Raw genomic sequence first — 16587 nt, 5'->3', positions numbered from 1 at the left:
TGTCCAACACTGTCTAGGCCAATGGCTGGTCGCCGGTTGGGATGCCTACTTTAATAAAGTGAATCTCCCAAGGCATGCAGGCCGGCCAGCGGTTATTCCTGAGCACTCCCGAGCGAGCCAGATAGGCCTAGCCCGGCCCTGCACGCCATCCAAACGATCCTTCGAAGGATACCCATGAGCACACCAGCCACCCCCATGCCGCCTGGCGTTGTCGACGCAGCGCCGCGCTATCCGCTGACGCTACGCGTCAACGGTCAGGAAACCCACGTTCAGGTCGAGGCCTGGGTGACGTTGCTGGATCTGCTGCGCGAACAGCTGCAGCTTACCGGTAGCAAGAAAGGCTGTGACCAAGGCCAGTGCGGTGCCTGCACCGTGCTGGTCAATGGCAAACGCATCAACGCCTGCCTGACGTTGGCGGTCATGCAAAATGGCCGCGACGTCGTCACCGTCGAGGGCCTGGCGGGCGGCGACACCTTGCATCCGCTGCAGCAGGCGTTTATCGATCACGACGCTTTCCAGTGCGGCTATTGCACTCCGGGCCAATTATGCTCGGCGGTCGGGTTGATCCACGAAGGCGAGGCTAAAAGCGCTGTGGAGGTCCGCGAACTCATGAGCGGCAACCTCTGCCGTTGCGGTGCCTACCCGCAGATCGTCCAAGCCGTGACCCAAGTCATGGGCATCTCGGTTTGCGCCGAGAGCACTGATCGCAGCGTCGTGGTGGGGACGGTGCCAGCATGAACCCTTTCTCTTACGTCGCGCCTACTGATGCCGTCGAGGCCCTAGCCGCCCTCGGCGATCATGAAAGCAACGGCATGGCCCTCGGCGCTGCCAAGTTCATCGCGGGCGGGACCAACCTGCTCGACCTGATGAAAGAGAACGTGATGCGGCCCGCGCGCCTCATCGACATCAACGGCTTGCCCTATGAGCGCATCGAGGAGACGGCGAGCGGGGGGCTTATGCTGGGCGCGCTCGCTCGCAATGCCGACACGGCGTATCACCCGGCTGTGCGCTCGCGTTATCCGCTGCTGAGCGCCGCCATCCTCGCCGGCGCCTCGCCGCAGTTGCGTAATATGGCAACGAACGGCGGCAACCTGCTACAGCGCACTCGTTGCTATTACTTCTACGACTCCACCGTGCCCTGTAACAAACGGGAACCGGGCACTGGCTGTTCCGCCATAGGTGGCTTGAGCCGCCAGCACGCGATCCTGGGCGCGAGCGAGCATTGCATCGCCACGCATCCGTCTGACATGTGTGTGGCTCTGGCCGCGCTGGGCGCTATCGTTCATGTGCAGTCACCCTCGAGCAGCCGGCAGATACCCTTCGCTGACTTCCATCGTTTGCCTGGCGACCGTCCCGACCAAGATACCCACCTAGCGTTCGACGAACTCATCACCCACGTTGAGCTGCCCGAGGCGCGAGGCTTTGCCGGCCATTCTGTGTATCTGAAGATTCGCGAGCGCGCATCCTATGCATTCGCGCTGGTCTCCGTGGCGGCTGCGCTCGAGTTGGCCGAAGACGGCAGCATTCGCCAAGCGCGTCTTGCGCTGGGTGGGGTGGCGCACAAGCCTTGGCGAGACACCGAAGTAGAGCAGGCGCTGATGGGTGCCATGCCAAGTGAGCCGGTATTCGCCAAGGCCGCCGATGCGTTGCTGCGCACCGCCCATGGCCAGGGTGCCAATGACTTCAAGATCCCCCTTGCCCATCGCGCGATCGTTCGCGCGCTAAGCCTGGCCGTGCAAGGCACCGTGACCAATACCGGCGAAAGGCTCAACGGCGAGGAATCTGTATGACCGATCTGATCGACGCACTCAATGCTCCAGTAGCGCCTGCTGGAACAGGTTATGTCACCAAAGGCATGTCGGTGTCCCGCGTGGACGGCCGTGACAAGGTCACCGGCGCCGCGCAGTACGCGGCTGAGCACTTCCCCGCTGACCTGGCCTATGGCGTGGTGGTCAACAGCAGCTTCGCCAAGGGCCGGATCGTCGGGTTTGACCTGGAGCAAGCGCTGGCCGTACCAGGGGTGATCGAGATCATTACCCATCAGAACCGGCCGAAGATGCGCGCTTTCGATCTGTCGTACAAGGACATGACGGCCCCAAGCGGCTCGCCTTTCCGGCCGCTGTACGACGAAAACGTGCGGTACAGCGGCCAACCGATAGCCCTGGTGGTGGCCGAAACGTTCGAGGCCGCGCGCTATGCCTCGTCGCTGGTGCGGGCCGAGTGCGCCGTGGAACCGCACGATACCAACCTGATGAATAACCTTCACCGCGGCTATAAACCGAGCCGGCTGAAGGCGGGTTATTCACCACCACCCGCCGAACGTGGCCATGCAGACGCCGCGTATGAGGCCGCGCCTGTGAAGATTGCCGCGACCTATTACAACGCCGTCGAGCACCACAACCCGCTTGAGCCGTTCGCCTCCACCGTGATCCGCGACGCCGATGGCCACCTGACCATTTACGACAAAACGCAGAGCTCGCAAAACAGCCGTTGGTATGTTTCGCATGTGTTCGGCCTGTCGAAGAAAAAGGTCACGGTACGCAACCCATACGTGGGCGGCGCCTTCGGCTCGGGGCTGCGGCCACAGTATCAGTTGCCGCTGGCCGTCATGGCCGCGCTCAAGCTCAAGCGTTCGGTGCGGGTGGTGCTCACCCGCCAGCAAATGTTTACCTTTGGCCACCGGCCCGAGACCGTCCAGCACCTCAAGCTCGCTGCAGAGCGTGACGGCACCCTGCGCGCCATCGTGCACGAAGCTATAGCCGAAACCTCGCGCATCGAGGACTACGTAGAGGTGGTGGTGAACTGGTCGGGGCAGCTTTACACCTGCGACAACGTACGGCTTGGCTACCGACTGGTGGACCTTGACCAATACACGCCGATCGATATGCGTGCGCCTGGCGCCGCGCATGGTGTGCATGCGCTGGAAGTGGCGATGGACGAACTGGCCTATGCGCTGAACATGGACCCGCTCGCGCTGCGCTTGAAGAATTACGCCGAGCGCGACCCGATGAAGGACTTGCCCTATTCCACCAAGGAATTACGGGCGTGCTACGAGCAGGCCGCCGCGCGTTTCGGTTGGTCACGCCGGCCGATGGCGCCACGCTCGATGCAAGAAGGCACCGAGCTGGTGGGCTGGGGCATGGCGACCGGGCAGTGGGATGCCATGCAGATGTTTGCCCGCGCCAGCGCGGTGCTGCATGCCGATGGGCGGCTGGTGGTCAGCAGCGCGGCCACCGACATCGGGACCGGTACTTATACGGTGATGTCCATGATCGCCGCCGCGGCCATGGGCCTGGAGCTGGAGAAAGTCACCTTTCAGTTGGGCGACTCCACCCTGCCGGTAGCGCCCATCGAAGGTGGCTCGTCCCATGTCACCACGGTCGGTTCGGCCGTGGAAGGTGCCTGCGAAAAGCTGCAAAAACGGTTGTACAAAATGGCCAAGTCGCTGCCCGGCAAGCCCTTCGCGCAGTACCGCTTCAGGGATGTGGAGTTCGTCCAGGGCCATATGCGCCTGCGACAGAACCCCTCCGCCTCGGTTGAGCTGCCTGCGCTGCTAGCGGCGGCGGGGGAAACCCGGGTGGAAGAGAAGTACCTGTTGTTGCCCAATGTACTCAAGCAGAAGAAGTACGTCCGGGCGACGCACTCGGCGGTGTTCGCCGAGGTCAAGGTGGATGAAACCTTCGGCACTGTGCGCGTAACGCGGGTGGTCAGTGCGATCGCCGCCGGCCGGATCATGAGCCTTAAAACCGCTCATAGCCAAGTCACCGGCGCCGTGGTGTGGGGCATCAGCGAAGCCCTGCACGAAGCGACCTGGGCCGATCACAAGCTTGGCCGCTTCATGAACCACAACCTCTCCGAATACCATGTGGCGGTGAACGCCGACATCCATGACATCGACGTGATATTCGTCGACGAAGACGACCGCATCGTCAGCCGCCTGGGCGCCAAGGGGGTAGGGGAGATCGGCATCGTCGGAGTGTCCGCGGCCATCTGCAACGCGATCTATCACGCGACCGGAAAACGCGTACGCAGCACACCGATGACGCCTGATCGGGTCATGGCCGACTGAGCAATGGTGTTACTGAGCTGGCTCAGGACTGCATCCCGGTACGCCACCCCTTGGGAAAAACAAAAAGCCGCGCAACGCGCGGCTTTGAAGTTGGTGGGCCCACACGGACTCGAACCGTGGACCAAAGGATTATGAGTTGCTGGGCCAACCGATGTGTCCAGCGAAATCACTCAAAGCTGGGCGTAGGGTAGCATAGCTGGAGTCCATGTAGTACAAGGGGTTAAGCGTAGTTTCGAGATATCTGTTCGAACTGAGTGCTGTACCGCTGTTGTACCCGCAGTAGGACTTGAGCGACTATGCAGGCTGGCAACCTGGTGACGAATTTCGATAGCAGCTATTAGAGCGTTTGTGCAGCATAACAAAAAGCTGCTATTAAATTAATGGGATCTTAACATGTCGGCGACATGGGGTATTCTAGGTGAAAGGTAGTTGGTAATAATGTCAAAGACTAGGGCGTATACGTCTCAAACGGGAAATACTCAAGTAACTGCACGACAGGTTGACGAGCAACGTAAGAAGTTTTTTAATGGCGCTCCGACTCCTTACCCCTATTTTAGTATTGATAAACCTGGAAGTCGTGAATCTGTGAAGCACGTTTCTGGAAAAAGCTATCCATACTTTTCTTATATTGGTTCGGGTGGTGGCGGGGGCACCGGTGGGGAGTCTTTAAATCATCAACTGTTCAAGGAAGCCCTTTATGAATTAAAAATATTGAGACTAGATGTTTCTTTGCATGTGGGGAATGGTATAAGAAAAAGAGAGTCAATAGAGTTGGAAGTTGTTAAGGCTGAAAAAGAAAAAGAAATCCACCTTGCTGATGGAAGTAAGCGGTACTCAGATATTTATTATCAATTCGATAGCGCCAGTCGACTTTTTAAAAAATGGGGAGGTGAATTGCATATTGAAATTCTCAACTCCAACGCAACAGGGGCGTTGAAGCAAATGGATATGAGAAAAACATCGACTGCAGTAATTGAAATTGAAATACCACCAATTTTCCAGTACAAAATAGCTGATGAAGATACCACGGATGAATTAGAAAAAAGTCATCGAGAGAAGGTTAAGAGAATACTGCAGGGAGAGAAAGGATTTCTAAAGGGGGTGTCATTGAGTAATCCAAGCACTAAAGACTATTTGATAGAGCGGGTTAATTTTTTAAAGCAGCGAGAGACTTCATATCAATTAGAAAATGAGAGGCTGAAGTCAGAGCTTTTTGATGCAGAGCAGAAACTAGCTGCTGAGATTTCGAATGTCTCGAAAATAAGTAGCGAGGCTTCGGTTTTAAGAAATAAATTGGAAAGCGTGTCGCGTGAGAAAAATATCACTGATTCAAATCTCAAGGAAAGTGTATCAAGGTGCTCGCAGTTAGTAGCTGAAAATCATAAGCTTATGAAAAACATTCGCTTGTGGTCGGTATTCGTCGTACCTGCCTTTTTCGTCGTCATTGCATTAGTTGTTTTTTTCTTAAACGCAAAAAGATAGTGGAGCTAGGTTTCGAGGTCGCTAGCATATCGTTGATGAGTTTTTGATTAAATAATGTGCTGTTGAGATTTGCCTGCGTGCCAGGCTTCAGACAAAGTTGATCTGAATAAGTTTGAAAGAACGGGCTCTACGTGAGTTCTTTTTGATTTTGAAAACGTCGGCGTTGGTCTAGCAATAAAGTCAGAGATAAAGTGCTCAATCAGCGGGTAGTGGTGTGGCACATTAGGAGTGGCCCCGTTCTGCCTTGCACTAACGAGAGAAACGATTTCTTCCTTAAGAGCATTGTCGCTTATTAAATGAGAGCATAATATTTTGAAATCGATTGGAGCTGGAGATTGATTTTTTTCTAACCACAAGGCGGATAGTGTGGCGCGTAAAATATGTAAATAGGTTTTTGTACAAAAAACTGTACTAGAGTGTCTCTTGTAGGGTCGAGTCGCCATACTTCGATAGTGATGAAATCCTGATTCTGCTGAGTATACGGACTTCAATAGTTTTTTAGATAGAAGGAGAAATGAACCCTCGCTTTTGTAGATGGTTTTTGATTGTATCCATTCAACGAAATTCGGGTTTGATTTCCAGAATAGGCGCAGCGCTTTGCGTAGGTCCCAACCACTTATATCTAAATTCTTGGAATGGGGTAGCTCAATTGTATCAGACATTTCTTCAAGTGCGACGGAAAGGTACCATTCCGTTCTGTGTGCGTAGATGAAGCGTACATCGTAATCACTATCGATAGCGCTCAGGCCGTAAGCACGACTTCCAGCTTCAATAGCTAAAATTATTTTGACGTCATGGTCAATTTCAATATTTCGCAGCTTCTCAGATATGTTGATTTCAATATCTAGAGATTTCATACCTTAGAACCCTCCATCAATAGCGGTGGGCTTACGCTCGCGGTACTTAAATAAATTACCTGCGCATGCTGGGCTCACTATGAATTTTTAGATTTCCATAATACATGACTTCTTTTGCGACAGGCCTAGATAAGTGAGTCGAATAGTGAAAAGATAACTCCTGCTTCTGGTCGTTGCCATAGAGTTCACAGATTTCTTGGCAATTGTCATAAGTGACAATCCAGGGGGCGTCTAAGTTTTTAACGGCTAAAGAAATGGCTAGATGGTCACTTGGCTTATAGTGGTTTCTATAGAGCTGCGCCCCTTTGTTGTAATAAGGCGGGTCGAGGTAGTATAAGGATTTAGTAGATTTGGCCTGTTTTTTAATCAAAGTCATTGCGTCAAGATTGGTGACCTGGACTTGTGCTCTATATTTGGCCAGAGACTCAATTCGCGAAATTAAACCGGGCTTGTTGAAGCGAGCATCTAGTTTATATTGGCCATTCTGATTTTTGCCACCAATGACGCCTCCACGAATAATTCCGGATCTATTTGTGCGGTTCATAAAGAACGTCGCGAATCCTAACTTTGCTAAGTCTGCGGTGTCCTCACCAAGCATTACTGCTTTTTGCTCTTGCCACGAATCTATTGTGATAGGAGTTTCATTTATTAAATTGATGAGGCGCTCAGTATCGTTGAATACCGACCACCAGAAAGAATAGATTCCCGCATCAATGTCATTGATAAGTATCTGATCAATGAAGTTGTTTAATAGCAAAAATACTGCCGCGCCGGCGCCGCCAGCATATGGTTCCACATACTGCAAGCTTTTGAAATTGTTATGCTTAATGACCTCAGCCAGCCAGGCCCCGAGGCGGCCTTTGCCCCCTGGGTATCTAAGCGGTGTGACAAATGAGGGGGCTATAGACATTTCTGAGCACAAAATTTGTTTAATTTTAATATTATAACCTATTCTTGAGTTGAAATCACCCTTTGGAGTTTCATCTGTCCAGATACGAAGCCATACCGCTGTCGACACCGTGTCCGTCGACCATCACTTTTTTGAGTTTAAAAGTGAAGTTTTCGACAAACGTCTCGCTGGCTTGCCTATTGGCACGCGCCCAAGCCCTGAAGGGATTATATTCCGCCTTGCCATGGATGATTTTTTGTATCTCATCAGCTTTATAAAAATTTTTGAATATGTCCCTAATCGGAGGCTGCCCCTTAATGGCAGCATCTGCTTTAAGCAGGTCGAGTAAATTTATAGTGTCAGTGGTTATTTTTAGCCTGGTTATGATTGCGTGAGATATTTTTCGGAATACAGGTTTCGTAAATTTTATTTTGTTCCGCCAGTAGCTATCGGCATCAGGCAGGTTATAAAGGTATTCGAAAAGTAATTGGTCTGGAGGTAGCGAGCCTGGTAGAAGAACTACTGTACTATGCGTGTCTGCCCCATGTGCGTCAGCGTCCAGTATTATTATACTTTTTTCGCAAAATTCAGGGATTTTATGATCGATTAGAGATAGGTAGGACCTGCATCCTAGGTTGACTTCTTTTAGGGGGAAAATGACACGACGCGTTGCGCGCTTTGTGATTAGTGCATCAAAAAAGTCCACAGCTTCACGGTCTTCGTAGTAGATATTTATTCTTGGGAGATGTTTTGAGTCGTCTATTTCTACAGTCTTTGTATGTATATCTGCATAGATATCTGGCCACGAGTAATTGTCGTGTCTCTCGATAGGGCCATGGGTGTCGCTTAGATAGATCGTTTTAAAATTTTTAGGATCTAGTCTTGAGAGTCTAAACACATCTTCGATAATTAAAGGTGAGTGCGTTGTCAATATGACTTGCAGGTTAAGTTTTTTAGATTCTCTTGTCAGTATTTTAACTAATGCGCTCTGCGCGGCCGGGAAAAGTCCAGCGTCTGCTTCGTCTATTAGAAGTATGCCTCCTTTGTAATCGGGGTACTCCTCTTTCAACTTTTTAAAAGACATAATGGCGAGCATTATTTGTCCGGCGTTATCTTCCCCTGCAGACACCGCATCTTGATCGTAGTTCTCTCCGAATGCCGCTGCGGAGTTAAAGTCTCCAGTAGTTGCCGTTGCACGATTTATTCCGCGTTTGTTAAGTAGCTCTTGGTTCAATGATATAAAGTCGGCCATATTGTTGTTTAGGTATTCTAGGTCGTATGGCTCATAGCCCTCTCGCAAAGTAATTGGCGTGAGTCTTCGTAAACTCAAGTAAATTACAGGATGGGTTGGGTTGCGGCTGGTATTTATGCCTGGAATGGTTTTGTTGTTTCTGACAACTGGTCTAGGATCTGGTCGATCCTTATAGTCGTAGATTCTGAGCTGCATGGATGTCTGCTGGTTGGTATAGCCATCATACATGTATATGATGGTCTTCATTGAACCGGTGACGTCATAAGCTTTCGAAAGTCTAAAGTGTTCGCCGGGGTAAGATTTGTAAGGCGCCCCGGTCAAAGTTATAAATGAAAGCTTTTGTTCCTTTGTGTAATCTTTATTGAAGCTAAATATTTGAGCTAAAATTCCAAGTATTGAGGATTTGGCGGTCCCGTTTTTTCCGCAGATCACAGTTATTCTATTGCCAAAATCTATGTCGATCCCTGATAGCGCTCGAAATTTTTCTATTTGTAACTTACTTATCGATGTCACGTTTTTTTGCATTGCTTCTATCCCTGTGGACTAGTTCTGCGCTTATCTGCATTTTAAATAGATGGGCGCATATTAGAAAATTCCTAACTCTGCACTGGAAAAATTCTTTACAGCCAGGTTTGAGAGTCTGGCAGATATCATTAGCACATTGCTATCACAGTGTCGATTGACGCGCGCTGTCCTTTTACGTGACACTGTAATGTCTGAGATAGGCGTTGCTTTAGGCTGTGAAGGCCAAGAAGGGACGGTCCGGGAGGCGTTGTCGGCCTGTTGCATGTAGTCCAAGCGAGGCTGGTCAGGGTTACGAAGGTCCAGCGGCGTCTGGAGGCCACATTCGTTCGGTCTACGTCCCGCCACTCATTAATCGCATTGGGTGCTTCACGCGTTAACGTAAAGTATGTACTTGAGCTTGAAGGATGCCTACTCGTCTTCAGGTTCCGAGCATGGCGTTGAGGCTCTGTGAGCAGCAGTATCCCGACGCGCTTCGAGCTCCGCGAGGGTAGCGACTCCATTTGCTTGAAGGATTGATCGGAGCGTTGTGCGCGTGACGAAGGTTGGGAGCAAGGCGGTAGCACTGGTAGGTTCATCATCAGCATGCTGGATTTTAGGGTTCTGCATTTTCTCCTACGGCATTAGTGGGATAGCCGCCATAGATTCACCACGGCGGTTTAGGTAGAGCTTAGTCCTGTGGAGGTTTTTTGTTGATGAACTCCGAAATCTCATCGGCTTCATTGGTCATATTATGACTATCGACTACAGGGGCATCTCCGGTTTTCGGTGCTTTGCTGCTTACATCAATCGCGGTCGCTAATCGCCCTCCAGCCGTATCCGCTATCGCAGCGCTGGCTTGATTGCCGATTTTTTGCCCTATCTGATTTGCTACCAGGGAAGCAGCATTAGCGGCAAGTCTTCCTGCGCTCGCTACTCTGGACGCGTATCCCGAGCCTTCTACAGTCCCTGAGCCTATAGCTTGCCCGAAAGCAGACTGCCCATGGCTGTTCTGAGTTGACTGGTAATTATCTACGTTACCTGTCGCGGTGCCGCTGGCCTCGGCGCTTGCTTGGGCCGCCTTGAAGGCGGCACTAAGTGCTGATGTACCTCCTGCAAGTTCATTCACTCCGGCCAAAGCGGCGCTACCAGCCGAAGCTGCTGCCGAAGCAGCCATAGTTGCAGCACCGATTGCAGCACCCGCCCCAAAACTCCCGATCCCTGAGCTTTGGCCTGTGGAGCCGATAATTCCTGCCAGCATGGGTGGCAGCCGATTGACCAGCATGAGTAGTACTACGGAAGCCACCAATAGCACGCAGAGGCTGTTCAGGTCAGGTGTCCCAGCCTCAAAGGCTTTATAGTACTGGTCCAAAAATGACTTACCCACACCGACCAGAAACGTCATGGTGAAAAGCTGAACGCCGATCCCTAGCACCGTTTTATAAAAGTTGATCGCTATATCTGAAGTCCAGCGACTGCCGCCAAACCCAAGGAGAAAGATCCCAGCATATGCCAGCAGCCAGGCCGACACGAGCAGTAGCAGCATATTCACGGCGATGAGTGCCAAGATCACCAGTACCACAATTGCAGCAGCGATCATCAGCGCTGACACCACAGGAGACAGAAGGGAGGCAGATGAGCTGACTTTGGTTAGTATGCTGAATCCAATGTCTACGATGCTCGACGGCGATAGGCCGCTACCCAATCCTGAGGCCCGTGCGCTGATAGTCCGCAGTGTGTCGATGATTGATAGCGAGATCGCCGGTCCGTTCTTGAGCAGCCACCAGAATAAGCCCAGCGTGCCGAAGAAACGGATGGTTTCTCCAAAAAAATCACCTATGTCAGCGTTGCGCAATGCCATGAGGCCGTAGGTCCAGGTCATGCTGATTATCGCCAGGCCCCAAAACAGCCAAGAAGCGCTTGAGGTCACCTCTGATTGCCAGGTTGCTGCAACGGTCGAGAAGCTTTCCAGGATTTTGTTGAGCATGTCCCCACTATCCAGCCCGGCCGCATAGGCGGACTGGCTGAACGGAAGTGATATGAGCGTAATGTAGGTTAGAAAATGTCTTTTCATAGGTCACCATTTCCTATCAGTGCTCTGGGTGTTCTGACTCCCAAGGGCGCAGGTGGCTTTGTATGCATTTTGAAGTGTCGTCGGCTGAGCAGCAGTTGATCTGGTGCAGTCGCTTGATGTCGAGGGATCAGGTGCGTCACAGCCGCTGGTAAGCAGAGCTGCGAACAGCAAAGCGCAGCAAAGGTAAGCTTCCATACTCATCACCTCACCAAGCCTTTTCAGTGCTTAAGTTGTTTCTGCCCGACAGCGCTCGTTTATCACCGGCAATCTGTTGAGCATCACGATCTGCACTAACTTGAGCAGTAGTGGCTTGAGCGTTCTGCTGAGCGATTAGCAGGCTGCGGATTTGCAGAAGCTGATTTGTCTGTGCGCTTGCAAGCTGATTGGCCGCTTGGATAGCCTGCATCTGCCCATCAGCGTCGGACGCTTGCCGCTGCAACCCCGCGAGCGCATCGGCGTCTGAGCGTAGTGTGTCCTGCTGGTTTGAAACACTGTTTAGTAGCGCATCGTTTGCTCGCTTTCGAGCGTTGCTCGCATTCTTCTGCGCTTCTGCAAGGCTCTGCTGATCTTGAGTGCTGCACGCGTCCGAGCCGATGCATGGAGTGCTCTCGTAGTAGGCCGCGTCTTGGTATCGCTCCAAGTACTGTTCAAGACTACCCGCTTGATTTTTGTAATAACCAAGCGTGTCTTGGGCTGCGAGCAGTTTCGAGATTGTCTGATCGGCCTGGTTCCAGATGTACTCTGCCGGTGCTGTGGTGTTTTGCAGCATGGTCTGATACTGCTGCAACTGGACTCTGTATTGCTCAATCTGCTTCATGACTGATGCGACGCTCTGCATCGCGCTGATTGTCGTTTGGCTCAGGTTAACTCCGTCTGCGACAGGTATGCCCGCGAACGCGAGGTGAACGGATAGAAAACTGACAATGCCGAGTAGCCATTTCCCTAATTTAAATTTCTGCATAAGTGCTCCAACGTAGAGGGATTTTTTAGCCGCTAAAATTCAGTGCCTGGATCAGCCGAAGCATTTCGGCTTGGGTGGCCTCAATCTGTTTCAAGAGCGCCCTCAGCATTGCCGGGGTGAGCTGAGGGATGCAGGCCGCAAGTTTCGCGTCGTCGGTAAGCCATAGCTTCAGAAGGCCACCTAGGCGGCCTTGGTCAGCACGTACCTTTGCGATCTGCAACACATGCTGAGCGTCTAGCGTGCTCTGGCTCTCGTGGCCCAAGCTCAAGCGCCGCAGATACTCGGCAACCGTCAGGTTTGCTTTAGCGGCACTTGCTCGGATAACCGCTTCTTCACACTCGGTAGCACCGGAACACGCAGGTGCTTTCCATGCTTGCGGGTAGCGTCTTTCCGGTCATTACCAATCATGCTTTTTCCTCCCTTTGGCGTTTACTGGATCGCGGCAGCGATGGCCTCGCAGAGCAAGACCGCATTGAGCGCCGAAGGCGCGAATACGCGTTGGTGAAGTTAGCTGGCCGACTTGTCGGTTAGCTAACTTCACCTGTCTTGCCCTGCAAATCGCAATAGCATGCCCGGTTGCCTCTGGCTGTTTGAGTCGATAGTCAGGGTTTCTAGATGTGAATAATTTAGAATTTTTTAGCTAAACAACGCGGCAGGTTAGTAAATGTTCAGCGAAATACAGCTCTGGTTATTACGACAAAGGATGTTGTGCGATAAAACAAAGCCTAATTATTCGCTTCTGAACGGTCGTTGCCTTTGGAAATGCTTTTGACGTGACGGCTGAATGCTTGGTATCCGAAGTCAACCACTCCTTCAGCTCTAAGGGTCGTCCAGATGCTCAATAGAGAGCAGCCACGGTGAATCGCCTCTAAGATTTCTTGTTTGTGTATGACTACTATCGCTCGGTGAACGGCGGGGCTATCTGGAGCGTTGTTCATGATTACCCTCTCCGCGATCCTCTGGCTTAGCGATTTGGCTACGGCGCGGTGTTTATCATTCAACATAAAATGTCCCCCAAGTGTTGTTAAGGGCCGAAAGCATTCAATCTGGCCTACATCTGTTTTTCTTTAACTTACTCAATGCGTGTAGGCCTACGCTCGACGGTTCTGTCGGCGTAACACTTGAGGGGCAAACTGAGGGAACCGGCGCCACGCTTTCGGCAGGTAATGGTGGATTACTGGCTGACGCTGGCTTGGGTGGTAACGGCTTAAAGTTGTATTGGCCGTTCCGGTATCGCTTGATTACCCCGTGTAGCCACGCGAGCTGGGAGGTCCTGATAGACCCCGCTTTGACTGCGGCGCAGAAGTCATCGAGCATCCTTTGACGGTCTTCCGGATCGACCTGTTCCAGAGCCTTGCGGACCTGGAGCTGTGTCTCCGCGAGCATGGTGGCAGTGAACTTAAGGCTCTCTACGTCACCCGCGTTTCCCCGGAGCGGGGTAGTAGTAGTTTTTTTGCTTTTTGAGGTTTTTGTTTTGTAAGTATTTATAGGGCCACGTTTTTCCGACGATGGTTCTTCCGGATGCGGATTTTCCGCATCCGGGATTTTGCGATTCTTCTGGCAGGCGTCAGCCCCAGAAGCCGTATCGCGGAGGAACCAAAGGACCCCATCATATTGCCCAAGATCGTTATTAATCTGCTCCACATCCAAGTAGCCAGCGACCTTCAGCTCGTCTATTCCAGAACGAACTGCGGAAACACCATCTTTGTTCCACCTGGCGATTTTTTCAATGCTCAAGTTTCTCGGGTTCGGAGGTAGCGAAAGCAGTAGGGCCAGAATTCCTTTCGCTTTAAATGTTAGTTTTTTATCATTGAGAATGTGGTTATGAATCACTGTGTAGCCCTTTTCAGGTTTGATCCTCTCCACCCTTAAATTTATGCCCATGGAGTTATTCCTGATCTAAAGCTTTTGCTACGTCAGATGTCCGGAAATAGACCCTTCTACCAATTTTCACTTTGCACGGTGAAAATTTGCGCGAGACCTCGTTATCACCGCAAAGGCTAAGGCGCAAGCCATTTTTGCTTCTCAGTAGTATCTCCGCTAGCTGGTCAATGGAGAGAAGCGGCGCGCCGTTGTATTTCTCCAAGATGGCTTGTTCAGTGTTCATAGCAATACTCCAGGTCCGAAAAATCTGAAGTAATCCTAGATAACTTTCGAATAGTTTCAAAGCTATTTGTGTAGGCTAGTTAAGAAAATAATAAATATCCTTTGTTTTCAGTGCGTTAATTTTTCTAGTTTCGATATATCGGTTTGTTAAGTTGCGTATTTCTCAGCTTTAAGGGTGTGTGGTTTTGTTCGGCCTTGGTTTTATATGGTGTGCCCTGGATTTTAGCCGCTAAAGTCCCTATGGTTTCGTTTAGATATATCGAAATTCAGTGGTCTTGGCGTGGTGGTCGGAAAATTTGTTTAGCTAAACTTTTGATGTGGCCCGCTTCTTGATCTTGTCAATTTTCTTGACCAGGTCCTCTGAGCGGAGGTGCGTATATCGTTTGAGCATCTGCATAGACTTATGCCCGCTTATTGCAGAAACTTCCTGATCAGATAAGCCGCCCTCAACTAATCGACTTACTGCCTCGTGTCTCAGATCATGAAATCTAAAATCGAATAATCTAAGCTCTTTAACAAGCAGTCCCCATATCTTGGTGAACGCATAAGGTCGACGCTTTCCGTCTTTGCCAGATTCGCCAAAGAACACCAAATAGCAGTCGTTTGGTCTGGCTGGGTTCTCCATAGCGGCCTTTAACAGCTCTGTTGCTCGTCTGCTCAGCGGCACGGTGCGTTGGCCGTCGTTTTTGGTGTTTACCAGTTTCACTATGCGTCGCTCCAGATCGACCATAGGCCTACGAAGGGTACTGATCTCAGCAGAGCGCATGCCGGTTTCTAGAGCGATGCCGACGATCCATCCCAGCATGGGATTGCTGTGCTTGTTGACGGCGGCCATCAACCGCCGTTCCTCATCCGCAGACAGCCGACGGTTACGTCCCTCGCCTGGGCTGGGCTTGCGAATGTTCAGCACGGGGTTGAAGGTCAGGCCCAAGCCCCATTCCTGAATGGCTACGGTGAAAAGGTGGCTGAGCAGGGCAAGCTCCAGGCGCACGGTATTGTTGCTGGTGGTTCCTGCGCGGCCTTTCTCGCTCAATCGCTTGTCGCGATAGTTGGCGATGATTTCGGCAGAGAGTGCGGCAAGCGAGTACTTGCCCAGATGCTCTGTGAGCTTCTTGGCCTTCGAAGTCTCGCCACGCTGTGTCGTTGGCTTCTTGGTGGGGGTAATGTCGTTCAGGTAGCGTCTGAGCGCTACTTCGAGCGTCATGCGCTCAGAGCCGCTGCGCTGGATATACACACCCCGCACCATTTCATCTTCGGTGCGCCGTGACCAATCCTCGGCGTCGCGTTTGGTGCGGAAGGTTTTGGCGTTGGTCGGCCATCCGGTCTTGCGGATGACGGCCTTCCAGGTGCCGGCAGGGGTTTTGACGATTGTGGCCATCTGAAGGACTCCAAAGGCGTGCAAGCGAAGCCGCACTGTACCTAATTTGTACCTTCGGACCATAGGACTGATCCGGCTGCCACAAACCCAAAAAGCCGAAAGCCGCGCAATGCGCGGCTTTGAGGTTGGTGGGCCCACACGGACTCGAACCGTGGACCAAAGGATTATGAGTCCTCTGCTCTAACCAACTGAGCTATAGGCCCTTTAGAGACGGGCGATTATAACGAGGCTTTTGGTTGGGTGCTATCCGAAAGAACCTTTTGTGCCAACGCTTTAGGGCTCAGTCTTGATCCTGGTTTCGGAAGGAGGCCAATGAGCGGCGTTGCTGCCCTTGCTCGTCGAAGTTCTCTGGTGCCAGCCACGCATTGAAGGCCTGTTTGAGGCCGGGCCACTCCTCTCGAATGATCGAGTACCAGGCCGTATCGCGGCTGCGGCCTTTGTACACCACCGCGCGGCGGAAGGTGCCTTCGTAGGTGAAACCCAGGCGGATGGCGGCTTTGCGCGAGGGCGCATTGAGGTCGTCGCATTTCCATTCGTAGCGGCGATAACCTAGCTCGTCGAACGCGTAGGCCATGAGCAGATACTGGGCTTCGGTGGAGAGGGCGGATTGCTTGAGGAGGGGCGAGAAGGTGACGTTGCCCACCTCGATAACGCCATGGGCGAGGTCGATACGCATCAGGGCGAGCGTGCCGACTGCTTTACCGGTGCGGAGGTCGATCACCGCGAAGTGCCGCGGGTCGGTACTCTGCGCAGCGACTTCGACATAGGCCCGGTACGCATCGGCACTTGAGAATGGGCCGATAAACAGGTAAGTCCAGTCACTGCCGTCCTTGGCCTGGCTATACGCGGCAAAGAGGTCAGCGGTGTGGGCTTCGACGTTCAGCGGTTCGAGGCGGCAATAGCGGCCGCTAAGCGTCACCGCTGTGGGTTGCGGTCTTGGTGCCCAGCCGTCGACGGATAAGCCGATGTTCTGCCCGTACTCGTTTTGCCTAGCCATCGCTGTGTTGCCTCATCGTGA

The 16587-nt window shown here is 52.1% G+C and carries 14 protein-coding genes and 1 tRNA gene; 4 read left to right on the top strand and 11 right to left on the bottom strand.

Annotated elements, in window-relative coordinates; translation table 11 throughout:
* Positions 1-174: 174 nt before the first annotated feature.
* The 4 genes from OGL93_RS04380 (at position 175) to OGL93_RS04365 (ending at position 5551) form a co-directional block, all read left to right on the top strand.
* On the top strand, positions 175-738 hold the full coding sequence (locus OGL93_RS04380) for a (2Fe-2S)-binding protein (RefSeq protein WP_263261164.1): 564 nt from the start codon (positions 175-177) through the stop codon (positions 736-738).
* Positions 735-1790, top strand: a complete 1056-nt coding sequence (locus tag OGL93_RS04375; RefSeq protein ID WP_263261163.1) for a xanthine dehydrogenase family protein subunit M — start codon at positions 735-737, stop codon at positions 1788-1790. Before OGL93_RS04380 ends, OGL93_RS04375 begins: the two co-directional genes overlap by 4 nt.
* Before the next feature lie 65 nt (positions 1791-1855).
* A complete protein-coding gene (locus OGL93_RS04370; RefSeq protein ID WP_263261487.1) occupies positions 1856-4069 on the top strand; it encodes a xanthine dehydrogenase family protein molybdopterin-binding subunit in 2214 nt (737 codons plus the stop codon).
* Between the two features lie 438 nt (positions 4070-4507).
* Positions 4508-5551, top strand: coding sequence for a hypothetical protein (locus OGL93_RS04365; protein ID WP_263261162.1), 1044 nt, complete (start codon positions 4508-4510; stop codon positions 5549-5551).
* 47 nt (positions 5552-5598) lie between these two features.
* On the opposite strand, the gene OGL93_RS04360 is transcribed toward OGL93_RS04365, so the two are convergent.
* The 11 genes from OGL93_RS04360 to OGL93_RS04310 form a co-directional block, all read right to left on the bottom strand.
* Entirely contained in the window at positions 5599-6408 is an 810-nt protein-coding gene (locus OGL93_RS04360; protein ID WP_263261161.1) for a nucleotidyltransferase domain-containing protein, read from the bottom strand.
* 55 nt (positions 6409-6463) lie between these two features.
* Positions 6464-7426 (bottom strand): DNA adenine methylase, encoded by a 963-nt coding sequence (locus OGL93_RS04355; protein WP_263261160.1) that lies wholly within the window; start codon positions 7424-7426, stop codon positions 6464-6466.
* Entirely contained in the window at positions 7389-9074 is a 1686-nt protein-coding gene (locus OGL93_RS04350; RefSeq protein WP_263261159.1) for an AAA family ATPase, read from the bottom strand. The genes OGL93_RS04355 and OGL93_RS04350 overlap by 38 nt, the downstream gene beginning before the upstream one ends.
* Before the next feature lie 667 nt (positions 9075-9741).
* Positions 9742-11124 carry a P-type conjugative transfer protein TrbL gene (gene trbL, locus OGL93_RS04345; RefSeq protein WP_263261158.1) on the bottom strand — a complete coding sequence of 461 codons (1383 nt, stop codon included), beginning with the start codon at positions 11122-11124 and terminating at the stop codon, positions 9742-9744.
* A 205-nt stretch (positions 11125-11329) separates the two neighbouring features.
* Positions 11330-12085, bottom strand: coding sequence for a P-type conjugative transfer protein TrbJ (trbJ, locus tag OGL93_RS04340; protein WP_263261157.1), 756 nt, complete (start codon positions 12083-12085; stop codon positions 11330-11332).
* Positions 12086-12810: 725 nt separating this feature from the next.
* Entirely contained in the window at positions 12811-13023 is a 213-nt protein-coding gene (locus tag OGL93_RS04335; protein WP_263261156.1) for a TraK family protein, read from the bottom strand.
* A gap of 103 nt (positions 13024-13126) precedes the next feature.
* Positions 13127-13969, bottom strand: a complete 843-nt coding sequence (locus OGL93_RS04330; RefSeq protein WP_263261155.1) for a helix-turn-helix domain-containing protein — start codon at positions 13967-13969, stop codon at positions 13127-13129.
* Positions 13970-13973: 4 nt separating this feature from the next.
* A complete protein-coding gene (locus OGL93_RS04325) occupies positions 13974-14192 on the bottom strand; it encodes a DNA-binding protein (protein WP_227696709.1) in 219 nt (72 codons plus the stop codon).
* Positions 14193-14495: 303 nt separating this feature from the next.
* Positions 14496-15569 carry a site-specific integrase gene (locus tag OGL93_RS04320; protein ID WP_263261154.1) on the bottom strand — a complete coding sequence of 358 codons (1074 nt, stop codon included), beginning with the start codon at positions 15567-15569 and terminating at the stop codon, positions 14496-14498.
* Between the two features lie 126 nt (positions 15570-15695).
* A tRNA-Ile gene (locus tag OGL93_RS04315) sits at positions 15696-15772 on the bottom strand.
* A 77-nt stretch (positions 15773-15849) separates the two neighbouring features.
* Positions 15850-16566, bottom strand: a complete 717-nt coding sequence (locus tag OGL93_RS04310; RefSeq protein WP_263261153.1) for a GNAT family protein — start codon at positions 16564-16566, stop codon at positions 15850-15852.
* Positions 16567-16587 lie beyond the last annotated feature (21 nt).

Origin of the sequence: Pseudomonas sp. RIT-PI-S, from assembly GCF_025642975.1 — a bacterium.
Classification (GTDB): domain Bacteria; phylum Pseudomonadota; class Gammaproteobacteria; order Pseudomonadales; family Pseudomonadaceae; genus Aquipseudomonas.
This window is presented reverse-complemented; position numbering and strand designations above follow the sequence as displayed.

What these genes read in the sequence shown, in the direction of transcription:
- OGL93_RS04380 (WP_263261164.1), top strand. Translation starts at nt 175, where the DNA reads ATGAGCACACCAGCCACCCCCATGCCGCCTGGCGTTGTCGACGCAGCG.
- OGL93_RS04375 (WP_263261163.1), top strand. Translation starts at nt 735, where the DNA reads ATGAACCCTTTCTCTTACGTCGCGCCTACTGATGCCGTCGAGGCCCTA.
- OGL93_RS04370 (WP_263261487.1), top strand. Translation starts at nt 1,856, where the DNA reads ATGTCGGTGTCCCGCGTGGACGGCCGTGACAAGGTCACCGGCGCCGCG.
- OGL93_RS04365 (WP_263261162.1), top strand. Translation starts at nt 4,508, where the DNA reads ATGTCAAAGACTAGGGCGTATACGTCTCAAACGGGAAATACTCAAGTA.
- OGL93_RS04360 (WP_263261161.1), bottom strand. Translation starts at nt 6,408, where the DNA reads ATGAAATCTCTAGATATTGAAATCAACATATCTGAGAAGCTGCGAAAT.
- OGL93_RS04350 (WP_263261159.1), bottom strand. Translation starts at nt 9,074, where the DNA reads ATGCAAAAAAACGTGACATCGATAAGTAAGTTACAAATAGAAAAATTT.
- trbL (WP_263261158.1), bottom strand. Translation starts at nt 11,124, where the DNA reads ATGAAAAGACATTTTCTAACCTACATTACGCTCATATCACTTCCGTTC.
- trbJ (WP_263261157.1), bottom strand. Translation starts at nt 12,085, where the DNA reads ATGCAGAAATTTAAATTAGGGAAATGGCTACTCGGCATTGTCAGTTTT.
- OGL93_RS04335 (WP_263261156.1), bottom strand. Translation starts at nt 13,023, where the DNA reads ATGAACAACGCTCCAGATAGCCCCGCCGTTCACCGAGCGATAGTAGTC.
- OGL93_RS04330 (WP_263261155.1), bottom strand. Translation starts at nt 13,969, where the DNA reads ATGGGCATAAATTTAAGGGTGGAGAGGATCAAACCTGAAAAGGGCTAC.
- OGL93_RS04325 (WP_227696709.1), bottom strand. Translation starts at nt 14,192, where the DNA reads ATGAACACTGAACAAGCCATCTTGGAGAAATACAACGGCGCGCCGCTT.
- OGL93_RS04320 (WP_263261154.1), bottom strand. Translation starts at nt 15,569, where the DNA reads ATGGCCACAATCGTCAAAACCCCTGCCGGCACCTGGAAGGCCGTCATC.
- OGL93_RS04310 (WP_263261153.1), bottom strand. Translation starts at nt 16,566, where the DNA reads ATGGCTAGGCAAAACGAGTACGGGCAGAACATCGGCTTATCCGTCGAC.